Genomic DNA, 25357 nt, shown 5'->3' on the forward strand with positions numbered 1-25357 from the left:
GTGAAAAATATTCAGAAACGACGAAAACTATATTCGCCTATACTATTCCTAATCATTGTAATAGGCTTACTTTCAGCGTTATATCTTGTGTATGAACGTCATCATTTGGAACATGCACAAAATCATATTGAAAATATTGTAGACTATGATGCAGTACTTCGTGCATCTTCCTATGAGAAAAGACCAGCTAGTGAGGCCTTTAAAGATTTGAAAGAGGCTGGCGTTACGGCAATGGCCATCTATGATCGTACGTTAGAAAAAGCAAATGATGCAGGGCAAGTACGCGTTATGCATGCCATTGATGCCAGTCATGTTGAGTTTATTGGCGCTCAGGTTGCTGATGGGGCCACATATATATTCCCCGTTGCAGGAAAAGAAGGCTATTTTAAAGAAATCCGCGAGGATCTAGAACATCGACTAGGGGCTAATCGTGTGGTTATATTGAATAGTGTATATGGTCCTGTTATAGAAATTAAGGGAATACCTTTTGACTCATTGAAGAAAATGAAGTTAAGTATTTCTCGCTTGCAAGCGGAAGAAGTGATTGCTCATGATTTTAATGTGGTGGTGCGACCATCGAACTTTAAAAATGAAACACGAAGTGACGTAGAGCTAGTCTTTAAACGGATTGACGGATTATCTCGTATAGATGGAATTGTGTTTGTTGGTAAAGAGGTATTAGGATATCCTAATCATTTAGATGTGATGCAGACATTGTTACAACAGCACCAAATTCCTGTAGTAGGAATTGAAGCTGTTAATCAATTGCAGTATGATCCACAAATGGGCTTTCATGAGTTAGCCGTAGGCAATCAGTATAGTGTAGGTAGACTGTACACTGTTACTAAAGAAGAAATGAAAAAGCTATCGCCTAATGAAGTAGCGCAATGGTTTTATATTAGTGATATTGAACGTAATATTCGTTTTAATTTATATCCAATTTACGAAGAGGGCGTCGGCAATCAGACTGCCTTAGCTACGAGTATTGGATATATGAAAACGGTGAAAGATAAGTTAGAAGAACGTGACTTTGTTTTTGGCGCACCATCTATATACCCACCATATAATCCGAGTCCTATTCTAGTAGTGCTTGTTATGGCTGGATCGATTGCCTTATCTGTATTCATGTTGTCTATGTTAGTTGTTATCGGACAACGACAACAGGTAGTGTTGTTATGTACATTATTATTACTATCTGTGGTTTTATATGTAGTTACAAATGGTACGGTGATTACACAATTATGGGCGTTGGCGGCGGCAGTGGCAGCTCCAGTAGTAGCGATTACGGCTGCGATGGATCATATGAAACAGAAACAGAGCTCATATCAAGGTGGTTGGAAACAAGCAACGGTTCGTGCGGTCATTTATTTAGTGGTTGCTGCATGTTTAGCCGCCATTGGAGGTATGTTCATTGCAGGTATGTTAGGTAATACAAGATTTTTTATGGAGTTTTCAATCTTTAGAGGTGTGAAACTAACATTTGTGTTACCGATTATATTGACCGCCATTGCGTTCTTACAACGCTTTCCACTGTGGAAAGGTAATACGATTACTACGGTAGATGAAGGTAAGAAATTTTTGGTAGAATTTTTCACCATAGATATTAAATTATATGTACTCGTTTTGGTAGCTGCATTAGCTGGTATTGCATGGATTTTTGTGGGCCGTAGTGGACATACAGCTGGCGTACCTGTACCAGGTATTGAAGTGGCATTGAGAAGGTTCTTGGAAAACACTTTGTATGCACGACCACGAGAAAAAGAATTTTTGATTGGACATCCTGCTTTCCTTATCGCTGTTGTAGCATGCTTACAAAAATGGCCAGTTATCGTACATTTTATCGCTACAGTAGCTGGTGTTATTGGTATTGCATCTATGGTAGAAACCTTCTGTCATATACGGACACCTGTTTATATGTCTATTATGCGTGGCTTGGATGGCTTGTGGATGGGCATTGTGATTGGTATTATCGCCATCATAGTTATTCGTTTTATCATGTATAGCATTCATTGGTATCAAAAAGAGGAGTCTCATAATGAATAGAATTATGATTTCTGGTTATTATGGCTTTGGGAATGCTGGTGATGAAGCTATGCTATCTGCTATTTTAGAAGCTATGTTAGAAGTAATTCCCGATGCAAGAATTACTGTCATTTCAGGTAATCCAAGAGATACAGCCGCCAAACATGGTGTTACATCGATAGGCAGATTTTCATTGCTATCAATTATACGCTCTTTATGGTCTTGCGATTTGCTCATTAGTGGCGGTGGCAGTCTGTTGCAAGACGTAACGAGTCACCGCAGCTTATACTATTATTTAAGTATTATTTTTCTTGCTACTGTATTGCATAAAAAGATTATGATTTATGCGCAGGGGATAGGGCCACTCACAAGACAATTGGCGAAAAGGGCCGTGGCAAACGTGTTAAATCATGTAACGATGATTACTGTACGCGACCAAATATCGAAAGACGAATTGTTAGAGTTAGGCGTTCACAAACCACCTATCAAAGTTACGGCAGATGCAGTATTATCTATGCATGCAGTAGATACGACGATTGGCAAACGCTTGTTGAAAGCGTATAATTTATCAGGTGTAAAGTATCGTATTGGCGTGAGTGTGCGCTCGTGGAAACAGGCAACGAGCTATAGACATTCATTAGCTAAGGCTTTGACTACTTTACAAGAAGAAATGAATGCGGAAGTTCTTTTTATTCCCATGTCGCATCCAGAAGATACTCTGGAAGCACAGAAAATAAGTGAACTTATGAAACATAGACCGATACTATTGGATAGAACCTATACAACTACAGAATTATTGGCGTTGTCTGGATGTGTAGATGTGATGATTGGCGTTAGATTACATGCGTTGGTATTTGCGTCACTCATGAAAAAACCAGTAGTGGGTATTTCCTATGATCCTAAAATTATTAATTTTTTAGACATGATAGGACAAGCCCCCATAGGTACATTAGACTCGCTAGATGAAACCTTATTAGTGGAGCGGGTGAAACAATTATTGCTTGATAAATCCGTATATGAGCAGTCTTTTAAACAGATTGAAACTTTGCAAGAAGAGTCATTGAAAACTGCACATATTGCATTGTCGTTATTAGATTAGAAAAGTATCTATCACAGCTATTTTAGAATGGAGGTCCTTTGACTATGCTAACAGTTGAAGAAAAACAATTAGTTCAAGAAAAAGCAAAACAAATTCGTGCTAGTATTGTAAAGGCTGTTACGGCAGCTAAATCCGGTCATCCTGGTGGCTCTTTATCTATTGCAGATCTTATGGCATTACTATATTTTAAAGAAATGAATGTAGATGTAGAACATCCAAAAATGTCCAACCGTGATCGGCTTGTACTTTCTAAAGGACATGCAGCACCTGCTTTATATGCTACGTTAGCAGAAAAAGGCTTTTTCCCTAAAGAAGAATTATTGTATCTTCGTAAAATCAATCATATGTTACAAGGACATCCAGATATGAAACATACACCAGGTGTTGATATGTCTACTGGTTCTCTAGGACAAGGAATCAGCGCAGCATGTGGTATGGCATTAGCTGGTAAAATTGACCATGCAAACTATCGTGTATATAGTATTTTAGGCGATGGTGAATTAGAAGAAGGTCAAGTGTGGGAAGCGGCTATGTTTGCAGGTCATTATAAACTTAATAACTTAACAGCTTTCATAGATTTTAATGGATTACAAATTGATGGAGATGTGACGAAAGTATTGTCGCCATTACCAATACCAGAAAAATTTGCGGCCTTTCAGTGGAATGTGTTAGAAGTAAATGGTCATGATATAGAACAATTACATGATGCCATAGAGAAAGCGAAAGCATGTACAACGAAACCAACTGCTATCGTTATGCACACTGTAAAAGGTAAAGGCGTTTCTGAGATGGAAGGTCAAGCTGGTTGGCATGGTAAAGCACCAAGTGAAGAACAAGCTGTAGTATTTGTGAAAGAAATTTTGGAGGCAGAATAATGGGAAAGGCAACTCGTGAAGCGTATGGACAGGCGTTAGCAAAAATCGGTAAAGAAAATACCAATATTATTGTTTTAGATGCCGATTTATCTAAATCCACTAAAACAGATGTATTTAAACAAGAATTTCCAGAACGATTTTTTAATGTGGGCATAGCCGAACAAAATTTGATTAGTGTTGGCGCAGGTTTGGCAGCGGCTGGCAAAGTACCATTTGTATCGTCGTTTGCCATGTTTGCCACAGGGCGTGCTTTTGAGCAGATTCGTAATGCCGTATGTTATCCTAAATTAAACGTGAAGATTTGTGCCACTCACGCAGGTATTACCGTAGGAGAAGATGGGGCTACGCATCAAAGCTTAGAAGATATTGCTTGCATGCGAGTTCTACCTAATATGACGGTAGTTGTGCCTGCCGATGGAAAAGAAACAGAATCTGTGATTCGATGGGCAGCTACCTATGAAGGTCCTGTATATGTACGGCTTGGTCGTGCTGGTGTAGATGATACAACACCAGATGATTATCAATTTGTGTCAGGAAAAAGTCAACAATTAATAGATGGGACTATGGCTACTATTATTGCTTGTGGCGCCTTAGTTGGACCAGCGATGGAAGCAAGTCGTCAATTAGCTAATAAAAACATTAGTGTTCGCGTTATTAATATGGCTTCCATTAAGCCAATTGATAAAGAAGCCATTATACGAGCTGCTCGTGAAACAGGTGCTATTGTTACTGCGGAAGAACATAATCGTATAGGCGGCCTTAGTGCAGCTGTTGCCGAAGTAGTAGTAACTGAAGCTCCAGTACCAATGCAATTCGTTGGCGTACAAGATACATTTGGCGAATCGGGCACACCGAAAGAACTTATGGCAAAATATGGATTGACTGCTGAACATATTGTAGCAGCTGTAGAAGCTATTATTGCTAAAAAATAGAAAAGGAAGTTACCTATGATTGAATTTAAGAATGTCAATAAAGTCTATGATAATGGGTCATTGGCTTTAGACAATGTATCCATTCACATTGATAAGGGAGAATTTGTACTTATCGTTGGGGCGAGTGGCGCTGGTAAGTCTACATTTATAAAACTTTTATCCCATGAAGTATTACCTGATACGGGTACAGTTGTGGTTAATGATATTGATGTGAGTCGTATCAAAAAACGCAAGATACCCTACTTGCGTCGCAAGTTAGGTATCGTGTTCCAAGACTTTCGCTTACTACCTAATAAAACGGTCTTTGAAAATGTTGCATTTGCATTAGAAGTAATTGAGGAAAAACCATCAATTATTAAACAAAAGGTAAATGAAGTGTTGGATATGGTTGGATTGTTACATAAATCCGACGACTTGCCAGAAGATTTGAGTGGCGGTGAACAACAACGGGTAGCAGTAGCTCGTGCGATTGTGAACAAACCATTAGTATTGATTGCTGATGAACCTACAGGTAACCTCGATCCTGCTACTAGTAAAGAAATTGTTGATTTATTTAAGGAAATTAACAATCTAGGTACAACAGTGGTAATGGTGACACATAATATGGACTTAGTGACCTATTTGAATAAACGAGTAATTGCATTGAGTGAAGGCCGTATTATTAGTGATAATTTGAGAGGTGCTGAATTCAATGAAAATTAGAACAAGTAACTATTTTATTAAAGAAGCCATTAAGTCGATGAAACGAAATGGACTTATGACATTAGCTTCCATCTCCACCGTAGCATTATCATTATTTATGCTAGGCGTATTTATTTGTGGCGTTGTTAATCTAAATAATATGGCAGCCAGTCTTGAAAATGAGGTGCAAATTAGCATCTATTTGAAAGACGATCTATCAACGGACCAAATTATGGCAGTCGGCAAAAAGATTAAGGCAATTCCACGAATTAAGGAAATTAAATTCGTTAATAAAGAAGAAGCTATGAAAGAGTTTAAAGAACGTTTAGGTGATCAACAACAACTCGTCAATGCCTTAAATGGTGTTAACCCATTACCTAATTCCTACGTATTGACCTTTGAAAATCCAGAAGATGTAAAAACTACCGCTAAAATGGTAGCTCAATTTCCTGGAGTAGAAAGTTCTCATTATGGACAAGATGTGGTGGAAGAATTATTCAAAGTTACACAAGTTATCCGCATTGGGGGCATTATTCTAATCGCATTCTTAGCAGCAGCGACTTTATTTATTATCTCTAATACGATTCGTTTAACCGTATTTGCTCGTCGTAAAGAAATTGCGATTATGAAATATGTAGGCGCTACCAATAGTTTTATTCGTTGGCCATTTTTGATTGAAGGCATGCTGTTAGGGGCTATCGGTGGATTGATTGCCATTGCCTGCGTATGGGAATTCTACCATTTTATTACCGTAGAAGTATCTGAATCATTAGCCTTTTTCCCATTGATTCCAATGTACCCATTCTTCTATCAACTTATGGGCGTTTTATTGGGCGTGGGCATTGTTGTAGGAGCTATTGGTAGTACGATATCTCTAAAACAATACATGAAAGTATAGATAAAGGGGTACACATGAAACAAGGTAAACTTACATCTCGCTTAGTGGCAATGGCACTTTGCGGGGCCATTCTTATGACACCTCTTTACATTTATGCAGACGATGAAGACTTAACCAATCAATTGACGGGCATTCAACAACAAATGGATGCACAAAATAGCAAAAAAGCAGATGCAGAAACTGTAATAGGTACGGTGTCTGAACAGTTAAAAGCCATTGAAGAAGAATTGAATCAAGCAAAGACGGCTTTGGCTGCTATCCAAAAACAACGTGTAGCCACTGAAAATGAAATTACGGTGACACAGAAAAAAATGGAAGAAGCACAAAAGCGTTTAAAAGGTCGTGAAGCTGTATTCTATAAGCGCGTTCGCGATATTTATATTAATGGGCGATTGAGTTATTTAGATGTTGTGATTGGTTCCAAAGACTTTAGTGATTTTGCGAATCGCTTAGAAATTTTAAAGCGTATTATTGATTCTGATATTAACTTATTAAAATCAATCAAGCAAGAACGGGCAGAAATTGAGGAACATAAGAAAACATTAGAAGCTGATAAAGCAAAGATTGTAGAATTAGAAAAAGATGCACAAGCAAAGCAGGCACTCATAGAAAAGAAAAAGGCGGAACGAAATGCTGTCTTAGAACGAGCACAAAATGATAAAGCTACGGCGATGGCGGCGATTGAAGAATTAAAGGCTTCGTCAGCACAGATCAGTGCATTGATCAAACAACGACAACAAGAACGTGCTGCAGCCGCTTCCTCTGCACAGGGGTCTGGTAGTGCTGGTTATGTACAAGGTACGGGCACATTTAGTTGGCCTGTTAACGGCGAAATTACATCACCGTATGGATATCGTATTCATCCTATTTGGGGAACACGTATTTATCATTCCGGTATTGATATTGGTGTGGATGAAGGAACACCAGTTCATGCAGCCGATGGTGGTACAGTTATTGCCGCTGAATGGTATGGCGGATATGGCTATGCCGTTGTTATAGATCATGGCAATGGTCTATCTACATTATATGGTCATAATTCTGAATTGGCTGTATCAGCAGGACAAACAGTGTCTAAAGGTCAAGTTATTGCATACGCAGGTAGTACAGGAAACTCTACAGGGCCGCATGTTCACTTTGAAGTGCGTGTAAATGGCGATGCTGTGGATCCTATGGGATATTTATAATATGAATAGGAAATATTTACAACAATGTAGAATTTGGATATATAGAGTATTAAAAGTTCTCATATCGGGTATAGTCGTGATGTGGCTTACTTTTTGGTATATATCGGGCTCTCCATTGGGAGCGGTGAAATTCTTCTTTACCTACTATACAGCAAGTCAGTTTTTTATGACACCAGTAACTAAAGATGCCTTATTTACGGGTGCTTTAAAAGGTATGATGGAATCACTAAATGAGCCACATAGTATGTATATGAATCGAGAGGAATTTCATGAATTGTTATCGGCCACATCTGGTACATATAGTGGCGTTGGTATAGTTTTGGGAGCTGCTGAATCAGGTGGACTTGAGGCTATGAGTGTTATTGAAGACCAACCAGCGGATCGAGCCGGGATTGTAAGTGGCGATAAAATTATTAAAATTGATGGCAAAGATATTACGTCAATGCCACTTAATGAAGCGGCTAGCTTAATCCGTGGTGAGGCTAATACGCATGTAACGTTAACGGTTGTTCATAATGGTGGTATGGAAGATATTGATTTAATTCGAGAACAAATAAAATTACCTACTGTAAAAGGTAAAATGTTAACACCTGATGTAGGTTATATACGAATTAGTCAATTTGCAGAAGATACGGGCAAAGATTTTGCACGTACCTATGAAGAATTACAAAAACAAGGAATGAAAAAATTAGTATTGGATTTACGAAACAATCCAGGTGGATTACTTAATGTAGCACAAGAAGTATCTAATTATATCATTCCTAAAGGCATATTGGTAACGGTGCAAAGTCGGACGGGTACGATTGATTACTATGAATCTGAAGGGGTAGAACCATCCATTCCTATGACGGTATTAATTAATAAAGGATCTGCTAGTGCATCAGAAATTATTGCTGGTGCGGTGCAAGACCGTCAAGTGGGAACTATCGTTGGCACTACTAGTTATGGTAAAGGTACGGTACAGACCGTATTGCCTAGTGTTGGCGGTGAAGGTATTAAAGTAACCATTGCTAAATATCATACACCTAATGATAGAGTGATTGATGGAATCGGGATTCAACCAGATGTAGAATTTCCTCTACCAGAAGGAGAACGACCAAGTTATAAAGATGTATTGGATAGTCAAATACAGAAATGTTTAGAAATTTTAGATAAGAAATAGTAATAGGCGGTTAAGGTTTATCGAATACAGGATATAGGCTTGACCGCCTACTTAGTACATGAATAGAAAAGGAAATACAATATGTTTATAGACCGTGCTAGAATTTTTGTAAAAGCTGGCGATGGCGGCGATGGTATGAGTAGTTTTCGCCGTGAAAAATATGTGCCTAATGGAGGCCCTAGTGGTGGTGATGGAGGCAGAGGTGCCGATATCATTTTACAAGCCGATAAAAATATTAATACCTTGGTAGACTTTCGATACAAACGGTTATTTAAAGCACCAGCTGGAGAAAATGGACAAAGTGCAGGTAAGTATGGGCGTGGTGCAGAACCTATGGTTATCCCCGTTCCCTTGGGTACAGTCGTTAAGGAAGAAGAAATGGGTAAGATTTTTTGTGATCTAACAGAAGATGGACAAACCTTTGTGATTGCTAAAGGTGGTCGAGGTGGTCGAGGCAATATTCACTTTCAAACCAGTGCGAATCGGGCCCCTACATTTGCAGAAAAAGGTGAACCAGGTGAAGAGTTTTGGTTACAATTGGAGTTAAAAGTATTGGCCGATGTAGGCTTATTGGGGTATCCGAGCGTAGGCAAATCCAGCATTTTGCGAAAAGTGTCAGCTGCACAACCTGAAGTGGCGGCCTATCATTTCACGACATTGACACCGGTGTTAGGTGTTGTGAACCTAGTAGATCATCGCAGTTTTGTTATGGCGGATATTCCAGGATTAATCGAAGGCGCCAGTGAAGGTGTTGGATTGGGGCATAATTTTTTGCGTCATATAGAACGTACGAACATTTTAATCCATGTCCTTGATGTATCGGGGATGGAAGGCCGTGATCCTAAAGCTGATTTTGCAGCTATTAATGAGGAATTAAAAAAATACTCTGAAAAATTAAGCCATAAAATGCAGATTATTGCATTGAATAAAATTGACCTAGTTGAAGACGAAAAACAGATTACTGCTGTACGAGAATACTTTGAACATAAAGGGTATGAAGTATTTCTTATTAACGCCCTATCTGGAGAAGGGCTAACAGAATTAATGGAACGCGCGTATTATTGGGTAGAAAACTTTGTGCCGGATCCAGAATCGAATGAGGATGTAGTTGTGTACGAGCCAAAACCAGAAGTGGAATTTGTGATTACACGAGGTGATGATGCAGCATTTGTTATCACTGGTAAGCGTATTGAACGACTTGTGGCTATGACAAATATGGACGACGAACAATCACTTCGACGATTCCAACGCATTTGGCGATATATGGAATTGGATAAAAAATTGAAAGAAAAAGGCTGTAAAGAAGGCGATGAAGTGCGAATTGGCGATGAAGTATTTACGTTCCAAGAGTAAAGGAGATATGATGAAAGGTAAACAAAAAAGATTTTTACGGGCGTTGGCAAGTACGATGGCACCAGTTGTTATGATTGGAAAAAATGGTTTGGAAAATTCCGTAATTGATAGTGCTAGAGCTGCTTTATTAGCACGAGAACTGATTAAAGTAAAAAACTTGTCAAATAGTCCAGAGGATAAGGATGTATTTCAAACGCTAGCAGATATGCTAGGTGCAGAATTAGTACAAGTCATTGGCAATAATGGCGTTATCTATAAGGCAAAACAAGAGCCTAAGATTATTCTTCCTAATTAGTAGTTACTGGTAGAGCATTTGAGGTGTATATATGAGAGGCGCATTGCAGCAGGCTAAACGTATTGTTGTTAAAGTAGGAAGTAGTACATTAACATATCCGAGTGGCCATTTGAATTTACATCGTATGGAAGCCTTGGTAAAAGAGATTTCAGATTTAGCCAATCAAGGTAAAGAGATGATCCTCGTTTCTTCGGGCGCCGTAGGTGCAGGACTAGCACCATTAGGGTTTGATAAAAAACCGACAGATATGATTTTAAAACAAGCTGCCGCTGCTGTGGGGCAAGGCGTTTTATTGCATATGTATGAAAAGCTATTTCGTGAATATGGTAGAACGGTAGGCCAAGTATTATTAACTAGAGAAGATAGCGTATCACATCGTCACTATTTAAATTTGCGTAATACCTTGATGGCCTTGTTAAATTTAGGTGTTATTCCGATTATTAATGAAAATGATGTGGTAGCCATTGATGAATTTAAGATTGGTGATAATGATCAGTTATCGGCACATGTAGCTAGCATTGTGGAAGCAGACTTGTTAATTGTTTTATCAGATATAGATGGATTGTATACGGCGAATCCTCAGAAGGATAGAACGGCTACCATCATAGAAACTGTTGAAACAATTACACCTCATTTGTATGATATTGCTGGCGGTGCCGGCTCTGGATTAGGAACGGGAGGCATGTATACTAAAATACAAGCTGCACATATTGCTACTAATTCGGGCATTCACATGGTCATCGCTTCTGGCGAACGAGAAGAAAATATTCGTGATATTGTACTAGGCAAACCGGTAGGTACTCACTTTTTACCTATCGATACGCATCCACATACTAAAAAGCGATGGATGGCATTTGGGGCCCGATTAAAAGGGTCTATTACCATTGATGAAGGATGTGCCAAGGCTGTTCTTGACAAAGGATCGAGTATTTTACCAGCAGGTATTATCGGTACGACAGGTACTTTTAGTGAAGGCGAAACAGTTAGCATCTATCATAAGGATAGAGAAATTGCGCGAGGAATTGTTAATTATTCGTGTCATGATATTAATGCGATTAAAGGTGCACAAACTAAAATGATTCCTCAACTTTTGCAAGTGAATACGGTATATGATGAAGTAATTCATCGTGATAATTTAGTGATATTGAGGTAGAGTCAGTATGGACATAGAAATAGATGTAATGAAAGAATATACTGCTATTTGTACTTCTATGGGACAAGCAGCAAAACAAGCCGCCGCCACACTGCAACTCTTGTCTACCGAGGATAGGAATGGCATTGTCTTGGCGATAGCCGACACATTGAAACGATATAGTGGTGATATAGTTAAGGCGAATGAGCTTGATATGAAGCGTGCTAAGTTAGCTGGCATAAGTACGACGATGCTCGATCGCCTGCGGGTCGATGAAAAACGAATTTCAGAGATGGTGGAAGGCGTACGTCAAGTAGCTGACTTGGAGGAGCCTATCGGTGGTATATTAGAAACTATTCATCGTCCGAATGGACTAATGATTGAAAAGAAAGCTGTACCATTAGGGGTAGTGGCTATGATTTATGAAGCAAGACCCAATGTGACGGTAGATGCGGCCGTATTATGCTTGAAAAGTGGAAATGCAGCTATCCTTCGTGGTGGAAAAGAAGCGATGGAAACAAATAAGGCCATTGTCGCATTTATTCAAAAAACATTAGTGGACGTAGGACTTCCCAAAAAAGCGGTTCAATTAGTACCTATAACAGATAGAGCTGTGGTGCCTATACTATTAAAACAACGAGAGTATATTGATGTGGCTATACCTCGTGGGGGTGCTGGCTTGATTCAACGTGTGGTGGCCTCAAGTACCGTGCCTGTCATTGAAACGGGAAGTGGAGTATGTCATATTTATGTAGATGAACAGGCGGATTATAAGAAAGTATTGCCGATTATTATCAATGCAAAAGTGCAGCGTCCATCGGTGTGTAATGCGGTAGAAACCTTGTTGATACACCGTGATAGAGTGGAAGATTGCTTGTTACCTATTTGCGAGGCCTTAGGAGAACAGGGCGTCATTATTTATGGTGATACTACTGTATGCAGTTACTATGATAAAAGTAATTTGGCGAGTGATATAGCGTGGTCTACGGAATATAATGATTTGATGATTAATATCAAAGTGGTCGACTCACTTGCACAGGCCATCGAACACATTAACACATATGGCACACATCATTCAGAATGCATTATTACAGAAGATGAAACAGGAGCGACAGTATTTATGAACTCTGTTGATGCGGCAGTGGTATATGTGAATGCGTCTACACGTTTTACTGATGGATTTGAGTTTGGCTTTGGTGCAGAAATTGGTATTAGTACGCAGAAGCTGCATAGCCGTGGACCTATGGGATTACAGGCCTTAACATCCTATAAATATTATGTACATGGCAAGGGGCAAATACGGTGATACAGCGATTCATAGCTATGGTAGAAGCATATTATAAATACATACAAACAGATAAAGGTCGTTATGAGTGGATATCGTATGGACAAGCAATCTTAATGGTGCTAATTATTAGTATTCTTATCTATGCTGTACTTGTATATATAGAAATAGGTACAGTACCATATAACTTAGTAAAACCTATAGGCACATAGTCTTGTTGACCATATGTATTCTAGTATGGAGCATGTATACATTGCTAGATATGAGATATAGGGCATTACGTAGTATGAATATAGTACGTATTAGTGGCCTATGAAGATTAGACAAGTTTGTGTATACAGTGGAGTATCAATTATAAGTGTGAATACAATGGTTGTATGCGTAGACTGTTGTATAGAAGACTTAGCGTATCTAATAGTATGAGTGATATTACTTATTATAGGTGTATGATATATCTAGATTAGTGTGATACATCATCTACCTATGAAAACAGAAAGGTTCTAGGACAGTGACATTTGAAGAAATTTATCAAGATTTATCGAGAAAACTCACACCGAAACGCTTTACCCATAGTATAGGTGTGACTGATATGGCTGAAACACTAGCTAAGCGCTATGGTGCGGATCCTACACAAGCTAGATTGGCAGGCTTGTTACATGATTGTGCTAAAGAACTTTCATTAGCAGAGATGCATAGATGGTTACAAGTGGCGAATGAAGTGGTCGATTCACAAATGATGAAAGATGGGGCCTTACTACATGGTGTTGTAGGCGCTATTGTGGCGAATTATGTTTATCATGTGACAGACACAGAAATACTCGAAGCTATTCGCGTGCACACCACAGGAAAAATAGGTATGTCAACCTTAGATAAAATTATATTTGTAGCAGATTATATCGAAGTGAATCGTGATTTTGACGGGGTAGATAGATTGCGAGAATTAGCTAACACTGATCTAGATCAAGCTGTATTAGGAGGCTATGATAATACGATTTCTTTTTTAATACAACAAAAAAAAGAAATTTATAGCACCACTATATTAGGTCGCAATGATATTATTTTCAGACTTCATCATTGTCATGTGAGTGAGGGTGCATTCTATGAATAAGGAAGAACAAGAAATAGAAAAGGACCAACAACGACGACGAAAACGGCGACGTAGACAGCGACGCTCCACATCGTTTCGTTGGAAACGGTTATTTGGAATTATATTGGCCTTGTTGATTATTTGTGGTGTTACGATAGCAGGTGTTAACCATGTGGTATCTCTATTTACTGATAAAAATGAGACGGCCTCTACTACAGAGACACAGACCTTGATGAGTACTACACCATTAAAACAACAAGCCTTAGATAAGCCTATGTATATATTAGTTGTGGGGCGTGACAATGAACATCCAACTCAAGGTGATGCTTTATTTTTAGTATCTGTCAATAAAGAACAGAACAATGTAGATGTTATAGGGATTCCATCAAATAGTAAAATTGAAAGTCGCGATAAGAAAACGGCAGAAACAATTAATACTATTTATAGTACCGGAGGCATAGATCTTACAAAGGCTGTTGTAGAAGACATTTTTCATATTACCATTCCATACTATATGATTGTAGATGAAGATTCTTTTAAACAATCTTTACAAGTGTTAGGAACACCAGATTTCTTCGTGGAAACGGATATGTACCATACAGATGCTACTAGTGGCATACAAGATATTCAAATTGCTAAAGGGTATCAGGCTTTGTCAGCGGATAGTGCCTATGGCTATATGCGCTATGCCGATGATGGCAATGATATGTTAGGTCGTATGCAACGACAAGAACGATTTATGAAAGCCATATTAAATTCCTATGATGCATCCTATACGATTACTAAACTATGGCATATATGGCGTATATGGGATCATTATGAAAGTAATATTAGCACATTTGATATGATGCGCTTAGCATTTTCTTTGCGTACATTGCCTCAAGATAATATTCACTACTATATTTTGGCAGGTACTAAAGAAGTATTGCCATCAGCACAGGAAGTATGGACTATTAATCCTACTGATGCACAACGGTTGATTGGCATTACGATGGGCACTGTATCTCCAGATGAAAATACTGATGAAATGGAAGTGGTTCATTCTTCTAAAAATAAAAAAGTAGATGATGTGGATACGGATCTGACTAAGGAACAAGGCATATAGTAGTAATAATTGTTGATAACACATAGAAAGGAGACGTATAGTGACGAGCGTACGTACCTATACGATATAATAATGAAAAATAAATTAGATATTCAAGACAGTGTATTAAATTTAGCACAAGCAGCATTTGATAAAAAAGGGACTGATATAAAAATACTCGATATGGAGACAGTTTCCTTTATGAGTGATTATTTTTTAATTGCCACAGCGAGTAATAGTAAACAATCACAAAGCATTGCTGATGAAATAGAAGATAAGGCTGCATTAGAAGGCCTTACGGTTCTGCATCGTGAAGGATACCGTGAAGGAGAGTGGATCTTACTGGATTTTGGCGATATTATTTGTCATGTTTTTGGAAATGATGAATCGCGTAGATTTTATGGGTTAGAACAACTTTGGAGTGATGCTATAGAAGTAGAATTTGAGGGGGTTTAATCTATGGCGAGTGCTTTATTAGAAAATACGATTGCCACCTTACAAGTATTGCGTACTAGTGAACAAGGTGCCTTTCTTGATGGAAAGACGGGCAATACTAATGACGACATTTTATTGCATAAGGATCAACAAGTGCACCCCGTATCTATTGGTGATATGGTAGAAGTATTCTTATATAAGGATCCTAAGGGACGCCTTACAGCGAGTATGAGATTGCCTGCTATGAAAATAGGACAAATCGGTTACACTCATGTGATTAATACGACTAATTTTGGCGCCTTTGTAGAAGTGGGGACAGAACGGGGAATTTTTATGCCCCATGCAGAAATGCGTGGTAGGCCACAAATTGGGGAAAAAGTTTGGGTACGTCTGTATGAAGATAAATCAGGACGATTAGCCGTATCCATGGATGTAGACGATGCGATGCGACGGGCCTCTAAACCAGCTACAGAAGCAGAAATTGGTCAAACTGTACAAGGAGCTGTGTATAATATAACCAGTGATGGGGCTTTTGTTATCACTCCAGAACGATGGATTGCTTTTTTACATCGTTCTGAAATGATAGGTTCTATTAAAGTGGGAGAAATGATTTCTGCACGCATTACATTTAAGCGCCACGATGGCCGTGTGAATGTATCGATGAGACCAGTTAAAGAAAAAGCCTTAGTAACTGATGGAGATACCATTATGCATTATTTATATATACGTAATGGTAAGATGCCCTATAGTGACAAATCGGCAGCCGATATTATTAATGATACGTTTCATATTAGCAAAGCGGCTTTTAAACGTGCCTTAGGTCATCTTATGAAAGAACAGAAAGTGGTTCAAAAGGATGGATGGACATTCTTAACAGAAATAGGATCTAACTTTTTAAAAGAAACTATGACGCATAGAGATACTAATTGAGATTAGAGGATATGTAGATGAAAATTATTGTAGTTGGTGCTGGTAAAGTTGGCTATTCATTGGCACAAAGACTAATACAAGATGAACATGATGTCTATATTATTGAAAAATCAAAAGAACGGATTTACACATTAAAAACTACGTTGGATGTAAATATTGTCCAAGGAAATGGAGCTAGTTTATCACTATTACAAGAAATCGGGATGGATGATGTAGGCATGCTGATTGCTGTGACTGATTCGGATGAAGTTAATATGCTAGCCTGTGCCATTGCTAAGATTGGTGGCATTCCAAAAACGATTGCACGTATACGTGATAATGACTATTTAACTAAAGAAAATGAATTGATTCATGAACAACTAGGCGTTGATTTATTTATTAATCCTGAGATGGTAACGGCCCAAGAATTATTTCAAATATTGGAAACACCAGCTGCTTTGGGCGTAGAAGATTTTGCTAAAGGTGCTGTACGTCTTATGGAATTTAAAGTACGCGATGACTTGCCTATTTTAGGTGAACCATTAAAAAATATTCAATTTCCTGGGAGTGTACTGGTGGTAGGTATCTTGCGTGGAGGAGAGATGATTATTCCTCATGGTGAAAGTTGCCTATATCCTAATGATAGTGTCTTTTTCTTAGGTTCCACAGAAGGCATTGAAGAATTAGAAAGCACCTTATTTGTAGAGTCGCGCACCTTAGTCAATCGTGTATGTATTGTAGGCGCTAGCTTGATAGGGAGAAATTTAACAAAACTGTTAGAGAAAGCGGGCTATAAAGTTAAAGTCATTGAAAAAGATATGGCTCGATGTGAACAGTTAGCGATGGAAGTGACGGATGCTATGGTCATTTGTGGCGATGGCACTGATGCGGACTTGCTCGTAGCAGAAGAAATTTCAGACTGCGATGTCATGATTTGTTTAACCAATGATGATAAATTAAATTTATTAGTGGCCTTATTAGGAAAGCATTTAGGAATTCCTAAAACACTAGTTCGTGTAGGACGACCTGAATATATTACCCTTATGGAGCAAGTAGGAATTGATGTTGTGTTCTCGCCACGGTTATTAACATCTGGAGAAATTCTTCGATTTGTTCGTAAAGGAGAAGGATTGATTAGTATATCTACGTTTGAAGGTGCTAAAGCAGAGGCAGTGGAAATTAAAATTAGTCCTACTTCTCCCGTTGTAGGAAAAGCATTAAAAGATGTGAAATTGCCAGGGAAAGGCTTGGTAGGAGCTATTGTGCGTGACAATAAAACGATTGTTCCTACAGGGGCTACTGTTGTCTTTGAAGGGGATCATATTATTATTTTTACATTACCAGAATTCGTCAATAAATTATTGAAATATTTGCAATAAATTAAGTGAGAATCATTATGCGTATTCAAATTGTTATGAAATTGTTAGGTTACTTAATATTGATATTTTCCGCATTACTCCTGGTTCCTTTTGGGTATAGTATCATATTTGAAGTACCGTATCTATCATTTTTAATAACTGCTGTTTTGGCTGGTTGTATCGGTGGTTGTTTATATTATTATGGCATATCATCGAAAGCGTTTAGTTTGCGAGATGGGTTTTTAGTGGTAGGAGCCACATGGGTCATAACTTCGTTGCTGGGTGCACTTCCATTTCTGCTCAGTGGCATTATCGATACAGGAGTGAATGCACTATTTGAATCTGTATCGGGCATTACAGCTACAGGCGCCAGTATTATTAGTAATGTTGACGACCTACCAAAAACATTTGTGTTGTGGCGAAGTCTTCTCCATTGGATGGGGGGCATGGGGATTATTGTCCTCGTATTAGCATTTTTGAAAAATTTAGGAGCCGACTCGGCACATCTATTTAATGCAGAAGCGTCTGTGCCACGACCTGGTGTGGTGTTGCCGCGCATTCAGTCGATGGCTGGTAAATTATGGAGCATTTACGTATTTTTCTCAGTTATTTGTGCCATATTACTGATGTTAGCAGGTTTGAGTGCATTTGATGCGGTTAATTTAGCCATGTCATTAGTATCAACAGGGGGATTTGCCCCCAATCAAAATGGTGCATTTTTATATACCGATAATTATCTAGTTCGCTATATTTTCATCATATTTATGGTGTTAGCTGGAGGTAATTTTACCGTTTACTATAGTGTTTTGAAAAAAGGAATTAAGGCGGTTTGGAATGACTTTGAGTATAAAATGTATCTTCTTATTTTATCGTTGAGCATTTCCGTTATATTTATATCAGTATATTTTCAAACGAATAGTACTTTATTCCGCGCCGTGAATGACTCGGTTTTTACACTCATATCGATGCAAACGGGATCTGGTTTTGCCGTAGTTGATTATGATAAGTGGCCACCGTTAGCGCAAACTATGTTATTGTTGTCTACATTTTTTGGCGGTTGTAGTGGTTCCACAACGGGGGGCATGAAAATTATTCGCATTATACTCCTCTTTAAAAGTGGCATTCTGTATTTGCGAAAAGCAATCCATCCGGATATGGTCCAAACGATTCGTGTGAATGGTAAACCCATGCCCGAAAAGTGGTTGGCTATGACCCATCAATTCTTTTTTCTTTATTTATGGGTATTTGCATTATCGATATTAGGCATGACGGCTACGGGGATTTCTGTAGGTGAGTCTATTCAATGCGTAGCCGGACTATTAGGTAATGTGGGTCTTGCCTTTGGCGAGTTTGGGCCTACCGATTCCTTTGAAAGTTTGTCAGGTGTCGCTAAATGCATAGGCATTGTTGATATGCTCCTAGGGCGTTTAGAATTATTTACATTTTTTGTTATGTTTCACCCTACATTTTGGGAAGGATATTTTACGAAAACGCGGACACAACGGTATAAAGTGGTTTGGAAACGACGTCATTAATGGGCTATCTTCAATGATGATTGTTTGCCATCACCGATGACTTTCATTAGGGGAAAGCATGTGATTGGTTTGTGGGTGGAAATATTGATGAGAGGTGATTTCTATCATTTCTATTGTGAAACGTCCATTAGGACTATATAAAGCGAATTGTTATGTACTCAAAAAAGGATCTGTATCGATTATTATTGATCCTGGCTTTCATGGGGAACAGATTAAAGCAATGGTAGGCGATACGACACCACTAGCAGTGTTATTAACACATGGCCATTGTGATCATATAGCCGCATTAGATGATATATGTGAGTATTATCAGATTCCAGCCTATTTGCATAAGCGCGATCATGAATTGTTGCACGTGATTAGACGGCGCCCATCAGCGTATAAAAAATTGATTACTACGGCTTGTAAGGAGCTTGATAAGGGAGAGTTAGTCATAGGACCGTTTCATTTTTTCATACATGAAACACCTGGACATAGTGCAGGATCTGTGATGATTGAAATCGAAGGGTACTTATTTACAGGGGATACTATATTTCGTAATCAGATAGGTAATTTTGATAATTACAATGGAAATCAAAAAGAACTGAAAAGTACACTACAACGTGTGCTGGATTGGGATGATAGACTTTGTATTTTACCAGGCCATTCAGAAAATAGTGTGCTAGGAGAGGAGAAAAAAAACATTAAAAATTTTGTTGACAAAACACCTTAAACCATATATACTTACAGAGTACCACTTAGCTGACAGCTAGGCGGTAATAAGTAAGTGGCCCCGTGGTGTAGCGGTTAACATGTCGCCCTGTCACGGCGAAGATCGTCAGTTCAAATCTGATCGGGGTCGCCAAGTTGCCTCGGTAGCTCAGTCGGTAGAGCAACGGACTGAAAATCCGTGTGTCGACAGTTCGATTCTGTCCTGAGGCACCATGTATATGCGGGAATAGCTCAGTGGTAGAGCACCGCCTTGCCAAGGCGGGGGTCGCGAGTTCGAATCTCGTTTCCCGCTCCAATAATGTGGCGGCATAGCCAAGCGGTAAGGCAGAGGTCTGCAAAACCTTTATTCCCCAGTTCGATTCTGGGTGCCGCCTCCACATTCAAATAAAAACTATACCGCTCAATACCCATGCCGGGGTGGCGGAACAGGCAGACGCAACGGACTTAAAATCCGTCGATTGGAGACAATCGTACCGGTTCGATTCCGGTCCTCGGCACCATGTATAGACTAACAAAAGTTAGTCTATTTTTTTATCATTATTAAATGGTAGAATTCTTTTAACATGTAAAATAATTAATCGTTCCTATGAGGACAGCACTGATTAGTTGTATACTAGAATAGTAAAGTAGCTCAATGTGCATTATATACAAAAAGCGATTATAGGGCTAACTGCTAATCTATTGTAATTGTAGAGTATCAGTGTAGTTAATAGATTAGAAAGGCATCATTATGAAAGAACCCTTACTTATTAGCGCGTGTCTATATGGTATTGCTTGCCGTTATGATGGAAAGGATAATCGGATTTCCCATATAGAGTTATTGCAACAGCGATATACATTGATACCTTGTTGTCCTGAAGTGATGGGCGGATTGCCTACACCTAGAACGCCAGCTGAGAGAAGGGGTAGAGATGTTATTACTCGTAAGGGCGTAGTAGTCACTAGAGAATTTCAAAAAGGCGTTTGTCAGTCGGTACAATTAGCTAAACAATATGGCTGCAAAGTAGCACTTTTGAAAGCGAATAGTCCAAGTTGTGGATGCGGTTTTATTTATGATGGTACTTTCACACATACTTTAATCGCTGGTGATGGCATATTAACAGAAGCACTAAAAGATGAAGGAATTCATGTATTTACAGAAAAAGAAATTGAAAAACTATTATAAATATTCTTTGTAAAGCAGGAGTTTATAGTAGGAATGGAGAAATATTATATTATAGATTTATTTAATTATATGGTATGATGAATTTAGTAATAGATTCTATTATTAATATGGCTCCATATATAATTGTACATATGGGGAATGGTGTGATAGGAGGCATATGTATGAATTTTGAATTACGAGATGGTCATGAACATTTAGAAGAAACTAAGCAATTGTTTACAGAATATGTTCGATCCCTAGGCGTAGGGTGTGATAGTAAAGAATTCAATGATTTAGGCGATAAGTATAAATCTGAAAGAGAACGACTCTATATCGCTTATATGGATGGAAAGCCTGCTGGTTGCGTAGCAATTCGAAAAATTGATGCAGCACATGCTGAAATGAAACGTTTGTTTGTACGACCAGAGTTTAGAAGAACAGGGTTAGGCATGAGTTTGGCTAAAATTGTCGTAGAAGAAGCTAAAGAGTTAGGCTACAAAGAATTGTTACTGGATAGCTTGCCTAGTATGGAAAGTGCGGTAGAACTGTATAATGCATTAGGTTTTAAGAAAAATGTAGATAAATTAAGCCCTCAAAAAGTGACAACTGTTGTACACCTTCGCTTACCATTGGTATAATAGCGTATTAGTTACTATCTACTTATTAACCGCATATACTATAAAAGCGTATACCTTGTACATAGGGTTTCCTATGCATAATAGGGTATATGCTTTTTATTGCACGATTCGCTGAATGTGGGTTATAGGACAAAACGTGTTGTTTTGATTGCCGATAGAGCTAGGAAATACCTAGCTCTATCGGCATTTTATCTTTTTAGTGATTTACATGTAATGGAATTGTTAGTTAATTAGGATCATTGGTTAATGGTTGTGTTCCTAATAAGGTAGTTAGATTATATAGATTAAATCGATACGATGGATCTGAAAAATCTCGTGTTTTATCATAATGATCACTTGGAGCATGTAATATACCTACTAATGCATCATAGAGCAAATCATTTGTGAAGTATTCATGTTGATGTGCATTCAATGCAGCGATTGTATTCGGATAGTTTGCTCGATAAGCCGGTGATAAATACATCCAGAATGGAATCCGTACCATTGTAAAGTCGAAATTATCTGGATTATGGGATTTATCTACACTTTCACCATGATCCGAAAAATAAATCATCGCTTGTAGGTTCAAATTGTTTTGTGCATAAGTATAGATGCTTTGTAATAACCAGTCTGTATATAGTTGGCTATTAGCATAGGCTTCTAAGCCTTCTGGGACAGGCCCTTTTTTCCATTTGCTAAATTCTGATGGATAGCGATCATTATAGTAAATGTGACTGCCCATAATATGAATTACAATAAAGTTGTTTTTAGTAGGATCTACTTCCTTTAATAAAGGTAATAAATAACCATCATAGCGATCAGAAAAAGCATAGGATTCATGAGCCCATTTTGCAGTATCCGATGTTTTAGCAATTAATGAAATAGCTGTATCATATTCGCCGTATACACCTTGGTTACTAAACCAGGTTGTAGTGTAACCAGCTTTTTTAGCCACATCTAAAATGCTAACAGATTCTAAGAATGGTTTATCATCGTATTGGTTGCGTTCAGTTAATGCTCTTTCTAAACTTGGTACTGTTTGAGGATATGATGAGTAAGCTTTGTCAAAAAATGTAAAATTAGGATTATGACTCATTTCACTTTGCCAAGGTGTATCTTCGTAAGGGAAGTTTGGATTATAGACTTTCATATAATCACGAGAACCAGATTCGCCGATGACTAGAATGACTGTGCCAGGCACTGTTTGTGCAGCAGTGGTTTTAGTGCTTAATTGGAATGAATCAAAAATCTGATGATGGTTCGTGTTATATTGTTGCATTTGTTTTACATAATCGATTACTTGACCCCAATTAGAAATAATGCATGTCTTAGGGAACAAGAAGATAGGTGCACAAATAATAAATAGTACACTGAGAATAGTTGCTATCGCAGTACGGATAGGCCGTGTGGTATGTAAATCGACAATGTGTATCACTTGTTTATGACACCAGTATAAGAATAGAAGGTAGACGATTTGAAATATACCAATGCCGACTAAACCTAATATACCTGCTGTATTTTTTAAGAATCCCCAGGCTTCTTCAGGGTTGGTCATATATAGAGCCATTAAACTGGCAGGTGTTAAGCAATGCCAAGTAGACACGTAATAGCCAATTTGAAGTAAAGGAATTTCTGATAATATAAGACTGATAATTGCAAATATAGCAGCAATGATACGCGGATAGCGTTGAGGAATAGTGAAAATATATTGTAATAAAAACATACCAATAAAGAGAACTAAGCCAAAGAGAAAATCATTGGCAAATTCATAAAAATACAAGGGCTTAATATAGGACCAATGAAAGAGAACAGGAAACGTAACACCCCAAAGAATAGCCACAATTCCATGACCTATAAAGGAACGATGTAATAGTGTGTGACCAAGAAAATATTGAAATAAAAACAAGCCTACAATAGTTGGTACGGCTAGAATAGTAATATCTTCTACGTCTAACCCTAGTGTGATAGGAGTATAAATGATTGTTAATATACAGTAAATAATAATACCGATAACTCCATACCCGAATAATGGGTTATGACGCAGTTGCCTTAATATGTTCGACATAATAGGACGCCTTTCTTTCATAACTAAAACAGAAATATTGTGTAGAGATTTGATATATATTTTCACTATATTTAAAGATAGCAGATGAAATAAAAAAAAACAATATGGGGAGCATTATTTATACTACTAGAGTTTTCTAGTAAATTACTTTATAATTAGATAGAATGTATAGAATATATGTGATATATGAGTTGGCGTAGGAGCGTATGAGTGATTATAGTTATAAATTAGATGTTTTTGAAGGCCCGTTAGAATTATTGTTACACCTTATTGAAAAACATAAAATTGAAATTTGTGATATTCCTATCGTAGAAATTACATCTCAGTATATATCGTACTTAGATAATTGGAATCACTTTGACATTGACTATAGTAGTGAATTTCTTGTTATGGCGTCCACTTTATTACAAATTAAATCGCGCATGCTATTACCTAAACTAGTCACTACTTGTGAAGAAGAGGACCCTCGAGATGAATTAGTATCACGATTAGTTGAATTTAAGCATATTAAGGAATTAACGGCTTTCTTAATCGATAAAAGTGACAGATATGGCTATTCTTTTACGCGTCCTGAAGAAGTAAGTGTTATTGGCAAAGATAAAGTGTATCGATTAGAACTAGCACATTTATACGAATTGTTTACGGCAGCGTATACAAGAAAACCAGAAGTGGTAGAGGCCTCTCCCAAAGTGCACGTAGAAAAAGAAGCGCTGAGCCTTGATGAAATGATGCAATTAGTTAGGATGCGAGTTCAACAAGAAGAAGAGATACTATTTTCTATACTTTTACAAGAGGCCAACTCACGTAGTGAAATGGTTACTATATTTTTAGCCATATTAGAGTTACTTAGGCAGCACCATATAACATTGTATAGTGATGAGAAAGACCAAGATAGTATATTCATTCGAGCAGTAGATGATAAGGAGTTAGATAATGAGCACCATGATGAAAGACGAAGAAATTAAAAGTGCTTATATAGAAGGCGTATTGTTTTCGGCAGCTAAGCCTATATCATTAGACATGTTAGCAGATATATTTTCTTGTTCTTTAGATGATATAAAAGAGAAAGTGCAAGTGCTATCTGAGGAGCTAATAGCGGCTGATCGAGGGCTTAGAATTAGAATATCTGGAGCAGGTGTGGAACTAATTAGTGCCAGTGCATGTCACAAATACATTAATAAAATTAGAAAGAAAGAAGATACCTTATCATCAGCAGCTGTTGAAACGTTAGCGATTGTAGCATTTAAGCAACCTGTTACAAAAGCAGATATTGAAGAAATTCGCGGAGTAAATAGTGAAAAAGTGATTAAACAATTAGTATCACGACAACTTATAGCAGAGTTGGGACACAAAGATACAATAGGGCGACCTATATTATATGGCACTACAGATGAATTCCTGCGCAGTGTGGGAATTTCTTCATTAGATGATTTACAGGAAGAAATGGCTGAGATTGTAACTAAACATACAAAGGATACATAGAATTTGAAAGGA

The 25357-nt window shown here is 38.0% G+C and carries 24 protein-coding genes and 5 tRNA genes; 28 read left to right on the top strand and 1 reads right to left on the bottom strand.

The genetic code is table 11. The annotated features are described in order from the left end of the window. From K357_RS0103220 to K357_RS0103350, 26 genes are all read left to right on the top strand, one after another. Positions 1–2043 (top strand): DUF5693 family protein, encoded by a 2043-nt coding sequence (locus tag K357_RS0103220; RefSeq protein WP_028257432.1) that lies wholly within the window; start codon positions 1–3, stop codon positions 2041–2043. Beyond that, complete coding sequence (csaB, locus tag K357_RS0103225; RefSeq protein WP_028257433.1) at positions 2036–3121, top strand: polysaccharide pyruvyl transferase CsaB; 1086 nt, start codon at positions 2036–2038, stop codon at positions 3119–3121. Before K357_RS0103220 ends, csaB begins: the two co-directional genes overlap by 8 nt. A 44-nt stretch (positions 3122–3165) precedes the next feature. After that, positions 3166–3996, top strand: coding sequence for a transketolase (locus K357_RS0103230; protein WP_038113503.1), 831 nt, complete (start codon positions 3166–3168; stop codon positions 3994–3996). After that, on the top strand, positions 3996–4928 hold the full coding sequence (locus tag K357_RS0103235) for a transketolase family protein (protein WP_028257435.1): 933 nt from the start codon (positions 3996–3998) through the stop codon (positions 4926–4928). Before K357_RS0103230 ends, K357_RS0103235 begins: the two co-directional genes overlap by 1 nt. 15 nt (positions 4929–4943) lie before the next feature. Continuing rightward, entirely contained in the window at positions 4944–5630 is a 687-nt protein-coding gene (gene ftsE, locus K357_RS0103240) for a cell division ATP-binding protein FtsE (protein ID WP_028257436.1), read from the top strand. Continuing rightward, positions 5620–6507: a permease-like cell division protein FtsX gene (gene ftsX, locus K357_RS0103245; protein ID WP_028257437.1), complete on the top strand. Its 888-nt coding sequence runs from the start codon at positions 5620–5622 to the stop codon at positions 6505–6507. The genes ftsE and ftsX overlap by 11 nt, the downstream gene beginning before the upstream one ends. 14 nt (positions 6508–6521) lie before the next feature. Next, entirely contained in the window at positions 6522–7691 is a 1170-nt protein-coding gene (locus K357_RS0103250; protein WP_028257438.1) for a murein hydrolase activator EnvC family protein, read from the top strand. A gap of 1 nt (position 7692) precedes the next feature. Further along, positions 7693–8853: a S41 family peptidase gene (locus tag K357_RS0103255; RefSeq protein ID WP_028257439.1), complete on the top strand. Its 1161-nt coding sequence runs from the start codon at positions 7693–7695 to the stop codon at positions 8851–8853. Positions 8854–8934: 81 nt separating this feature from the next. After that, on the top strand, positions 8935–10206 hold the full coding sequence (obgE, locus tag K357_RS0103260) for a GTPase ObgE (protein ID WP_028257440.1): 1272 nt from the start codon (positions 8935–8937) through the stop codon (positions 10204–10206). Positions 10207–10216: 10 nt separating this feature from the next. Further along, positions 10217–10501, top strand: coding sequence for a ribosome assembly RNA-binding protein YhbY (yhbY, locus tag K357_RS0103265; RefSeq protein ID WP_028257441.1), 285 nt, complete (start codon positions 10217–10219; stop codon positions 10499–10501). A 31-nt stretch (positions 10502–10532) separates the two neighbouring features. Beyond that, a complete protein-coding gene (gene proB / locus K357_RS0103270; RefSeq protein ID WP_028257442.1) occupies positions 10533–11654 on the top strand; it encodes a glutamate 5-kinase in 1122 nt (373 codons plus the stop codon). Between the two features lie 28 nt (positions 11655–11682). Beyond that, on the top strand, positions 11683–12939 hold the full coding sequence (locus tag K357_RS0103275) for a glutamate-5-semialdehyde dehydrogenase (protein ID WP_028257443.1): 1257 nt from the start codon (positions 11683–11685) through the stop codon (positions 12937–12939). Positions 12940–13426: 487 nt separating this feature from the next. Next, positions 13427–14026, top strand: a complete 600-nt coding sequence (yqeK, locus tag K357_RS08690) for a bis(5'-nucleosyl)-tetraphosphatase (symmetrical) YqeK (protein WP_038113505.1) — start codon at positions 13427–13429, stop codon at positions 14024–14026. Further along, positions 14019–15110: an LCP family protein gene (locus K357_RS0103290; protein WP_028257444.1), complete on the top strand. Its 1092-nt coding sequence runs from the start codon at positions 14019–14021 to the stop codon at positions 15108–15110. Before yqeK ends, K357_RS0103290 begins: the two co-directional genes overlap by 8 nt. Positions 15111–15182: 72 nt before the next feature. After that, positions 15183–15545, top strand: a complete 363-nt coding sequence (gene rsfS / locus K357_RS0103295) for a ribosome silencing factor (protein WP_028257445.1) — start codon at positions 15183–15185, stop codon at positions 15543–15545. A 3-nt stretch (positions 15546–15548) separates the two neighbouring features. Beyond that, entirely contained in the window at positions 15549–16454 is a 906-nt protein-coding gene (locus K357_RS0103300; RefSeq protein ID WP_028257446.1) for a CvfB family protein, read from the top strand. Positions 16455–16471: 17 nt separating this feature from the next. Further along, on the top strand, positions 16472–17812 hold the full coding sequence (gene trkA / locus K357_RS0103305; RefSeq protein WP_028257447.1) for a Trk system potassium transporter TrkA: 1341 nt from the start codon (positions 16472–16474) through the stop codon (positions 17810–17812). A 17-nt stretch (positions 17813–17829) separates the two neighbouring features. Continuing rightward, positions 17830–19326 carry a TrkH family potassium uptake protein gene (locus K357_RS0103310; RefSeq protein ID WP_028257448.1) on the top strand — a complete coding sequence of 499 codons (1497 nt, stop codon included), beginning with the start codon at positions 17830–17832 and terminating at the stop codon, positions 19324–19326. Positions 19327–19420: 94 nt separating this feature from the next. Beyond that, complete coding sequence (locus K357_RS0103315; RefSeq protein WP_244869369.1) at positions 19421–20038, top strand: MBL fold metallo-hydrolase; 618 nt, start codon at positions 19421–19423, stop codon at positions 20036–20038. A gap of 56 nt (positions 20039–20094) precedes the next feature. Beyond that, positions 20095–20170, top strand: a tRNA-Asp gene (locus K357_RS0103320). 4 nt (positions 20171–20174) lie between these two features. Next, a tRNA-Phe gene (locus tag K357_RS0103325) sits at positions 20175–20250 on the top strand. A gap of 7 nt (positions 20251–20257) precedes the next feature. Continuing rightward, positions 20258–20332, top strand: a tRNA-Gly gene (locus K357_RS0103330). 7 nt (positions 20333–20339) lie between these two features. Further along, positions 20340–20414: transfer RNA gene (locus tag K357_RS0103335), tRNA-Cys, on the top strand. A gap of 34 nt (positions 20415–20448) precedes the next feature. Further along, positions 20449–20537: transfer RNA gene (locus K357_RS0103340), tRNA-Leu, on the top strand. Between the two features lie 230 nt (positions 20538–20767). Continuing rightward, positions 20768–21202 carry a 2-thiouracil desulfurase family protein gene (locus K357_RS0103345; RefSeq protein ID WP_038113506.1) on the top strand — a complete coding sequence of 145 codons (435 nt, stop codon included), beginning with the start codon at positions 20768–20770 and terminating at the stop codon, positions 21200–21202. Between the two features lie 161 nt (positions 21203–21363). Next, the gene (locus tag K357_RS0103350) at positions 21364–21819 is read left to right on the top strand and encodes a GNAT family N-acetyltransferase (protein ID WP_028257451.1); all 456 of its coding nucleotides are present in this window, start codon (positions 21364–21366) and stop codon (positions 21817–21819) included. A gap of 226 nt (positions 21820–22045) precedes the next feature. Here K357_RS0103350 and K357_RS0103355 read toward each other — a convergent pair whose 3' ends face one another. Further along, positions 22046–23863, bottom strand: coding sequence for a phosphoethanolamine transferase (locus tag K357_RS0103355; protein ID WP_028257452.1), 1818 nt, complete (start codon positions 23861–23863; stop codon positions 22046–22048). A gap of 206 nt (positions 23864–24069) precedes the next feature. Between K357_RS0103355 and K357_RS08695 the strand changes: the two genes are divergently transcribed. After that, positions 24070–24828, top strand: a complete 759-nt coding sequence (locus tag K357_RS08695) for a segregation and condensation protein A (RefSeq protein ID WP_051212049.1) — start codon at positions 24070–24072, stop codon at positions 24826–24828. Beyond that, complete coding sequence (gene scpB / locus K357_RS0103365) at positions 24797–25345, top strand: SMC-Scp complex subunit ScpB (RefSeq protein WP_244869370.1); 549 nt, start codon at positions 24797–24799, stop codon at positions 25343–25345. The genes K357_RS08695 and scpB overlap by 32 nt, the downstream gene beginning before the upstream one ends. The last annotated feature ends 12 nt before the right edge of the window (positions 25346–25357 follow it).

It is taken from the genome of Veillonella montpellierensis DSM 17217 (genome assembly GCF_000426745.1).
Taxonomy (GTDB): Bacteria; Bacillota; Negativicutes; order Veillonellales; family Veillonellaceae; genus Veillonella; species Veillonella montpellierensis.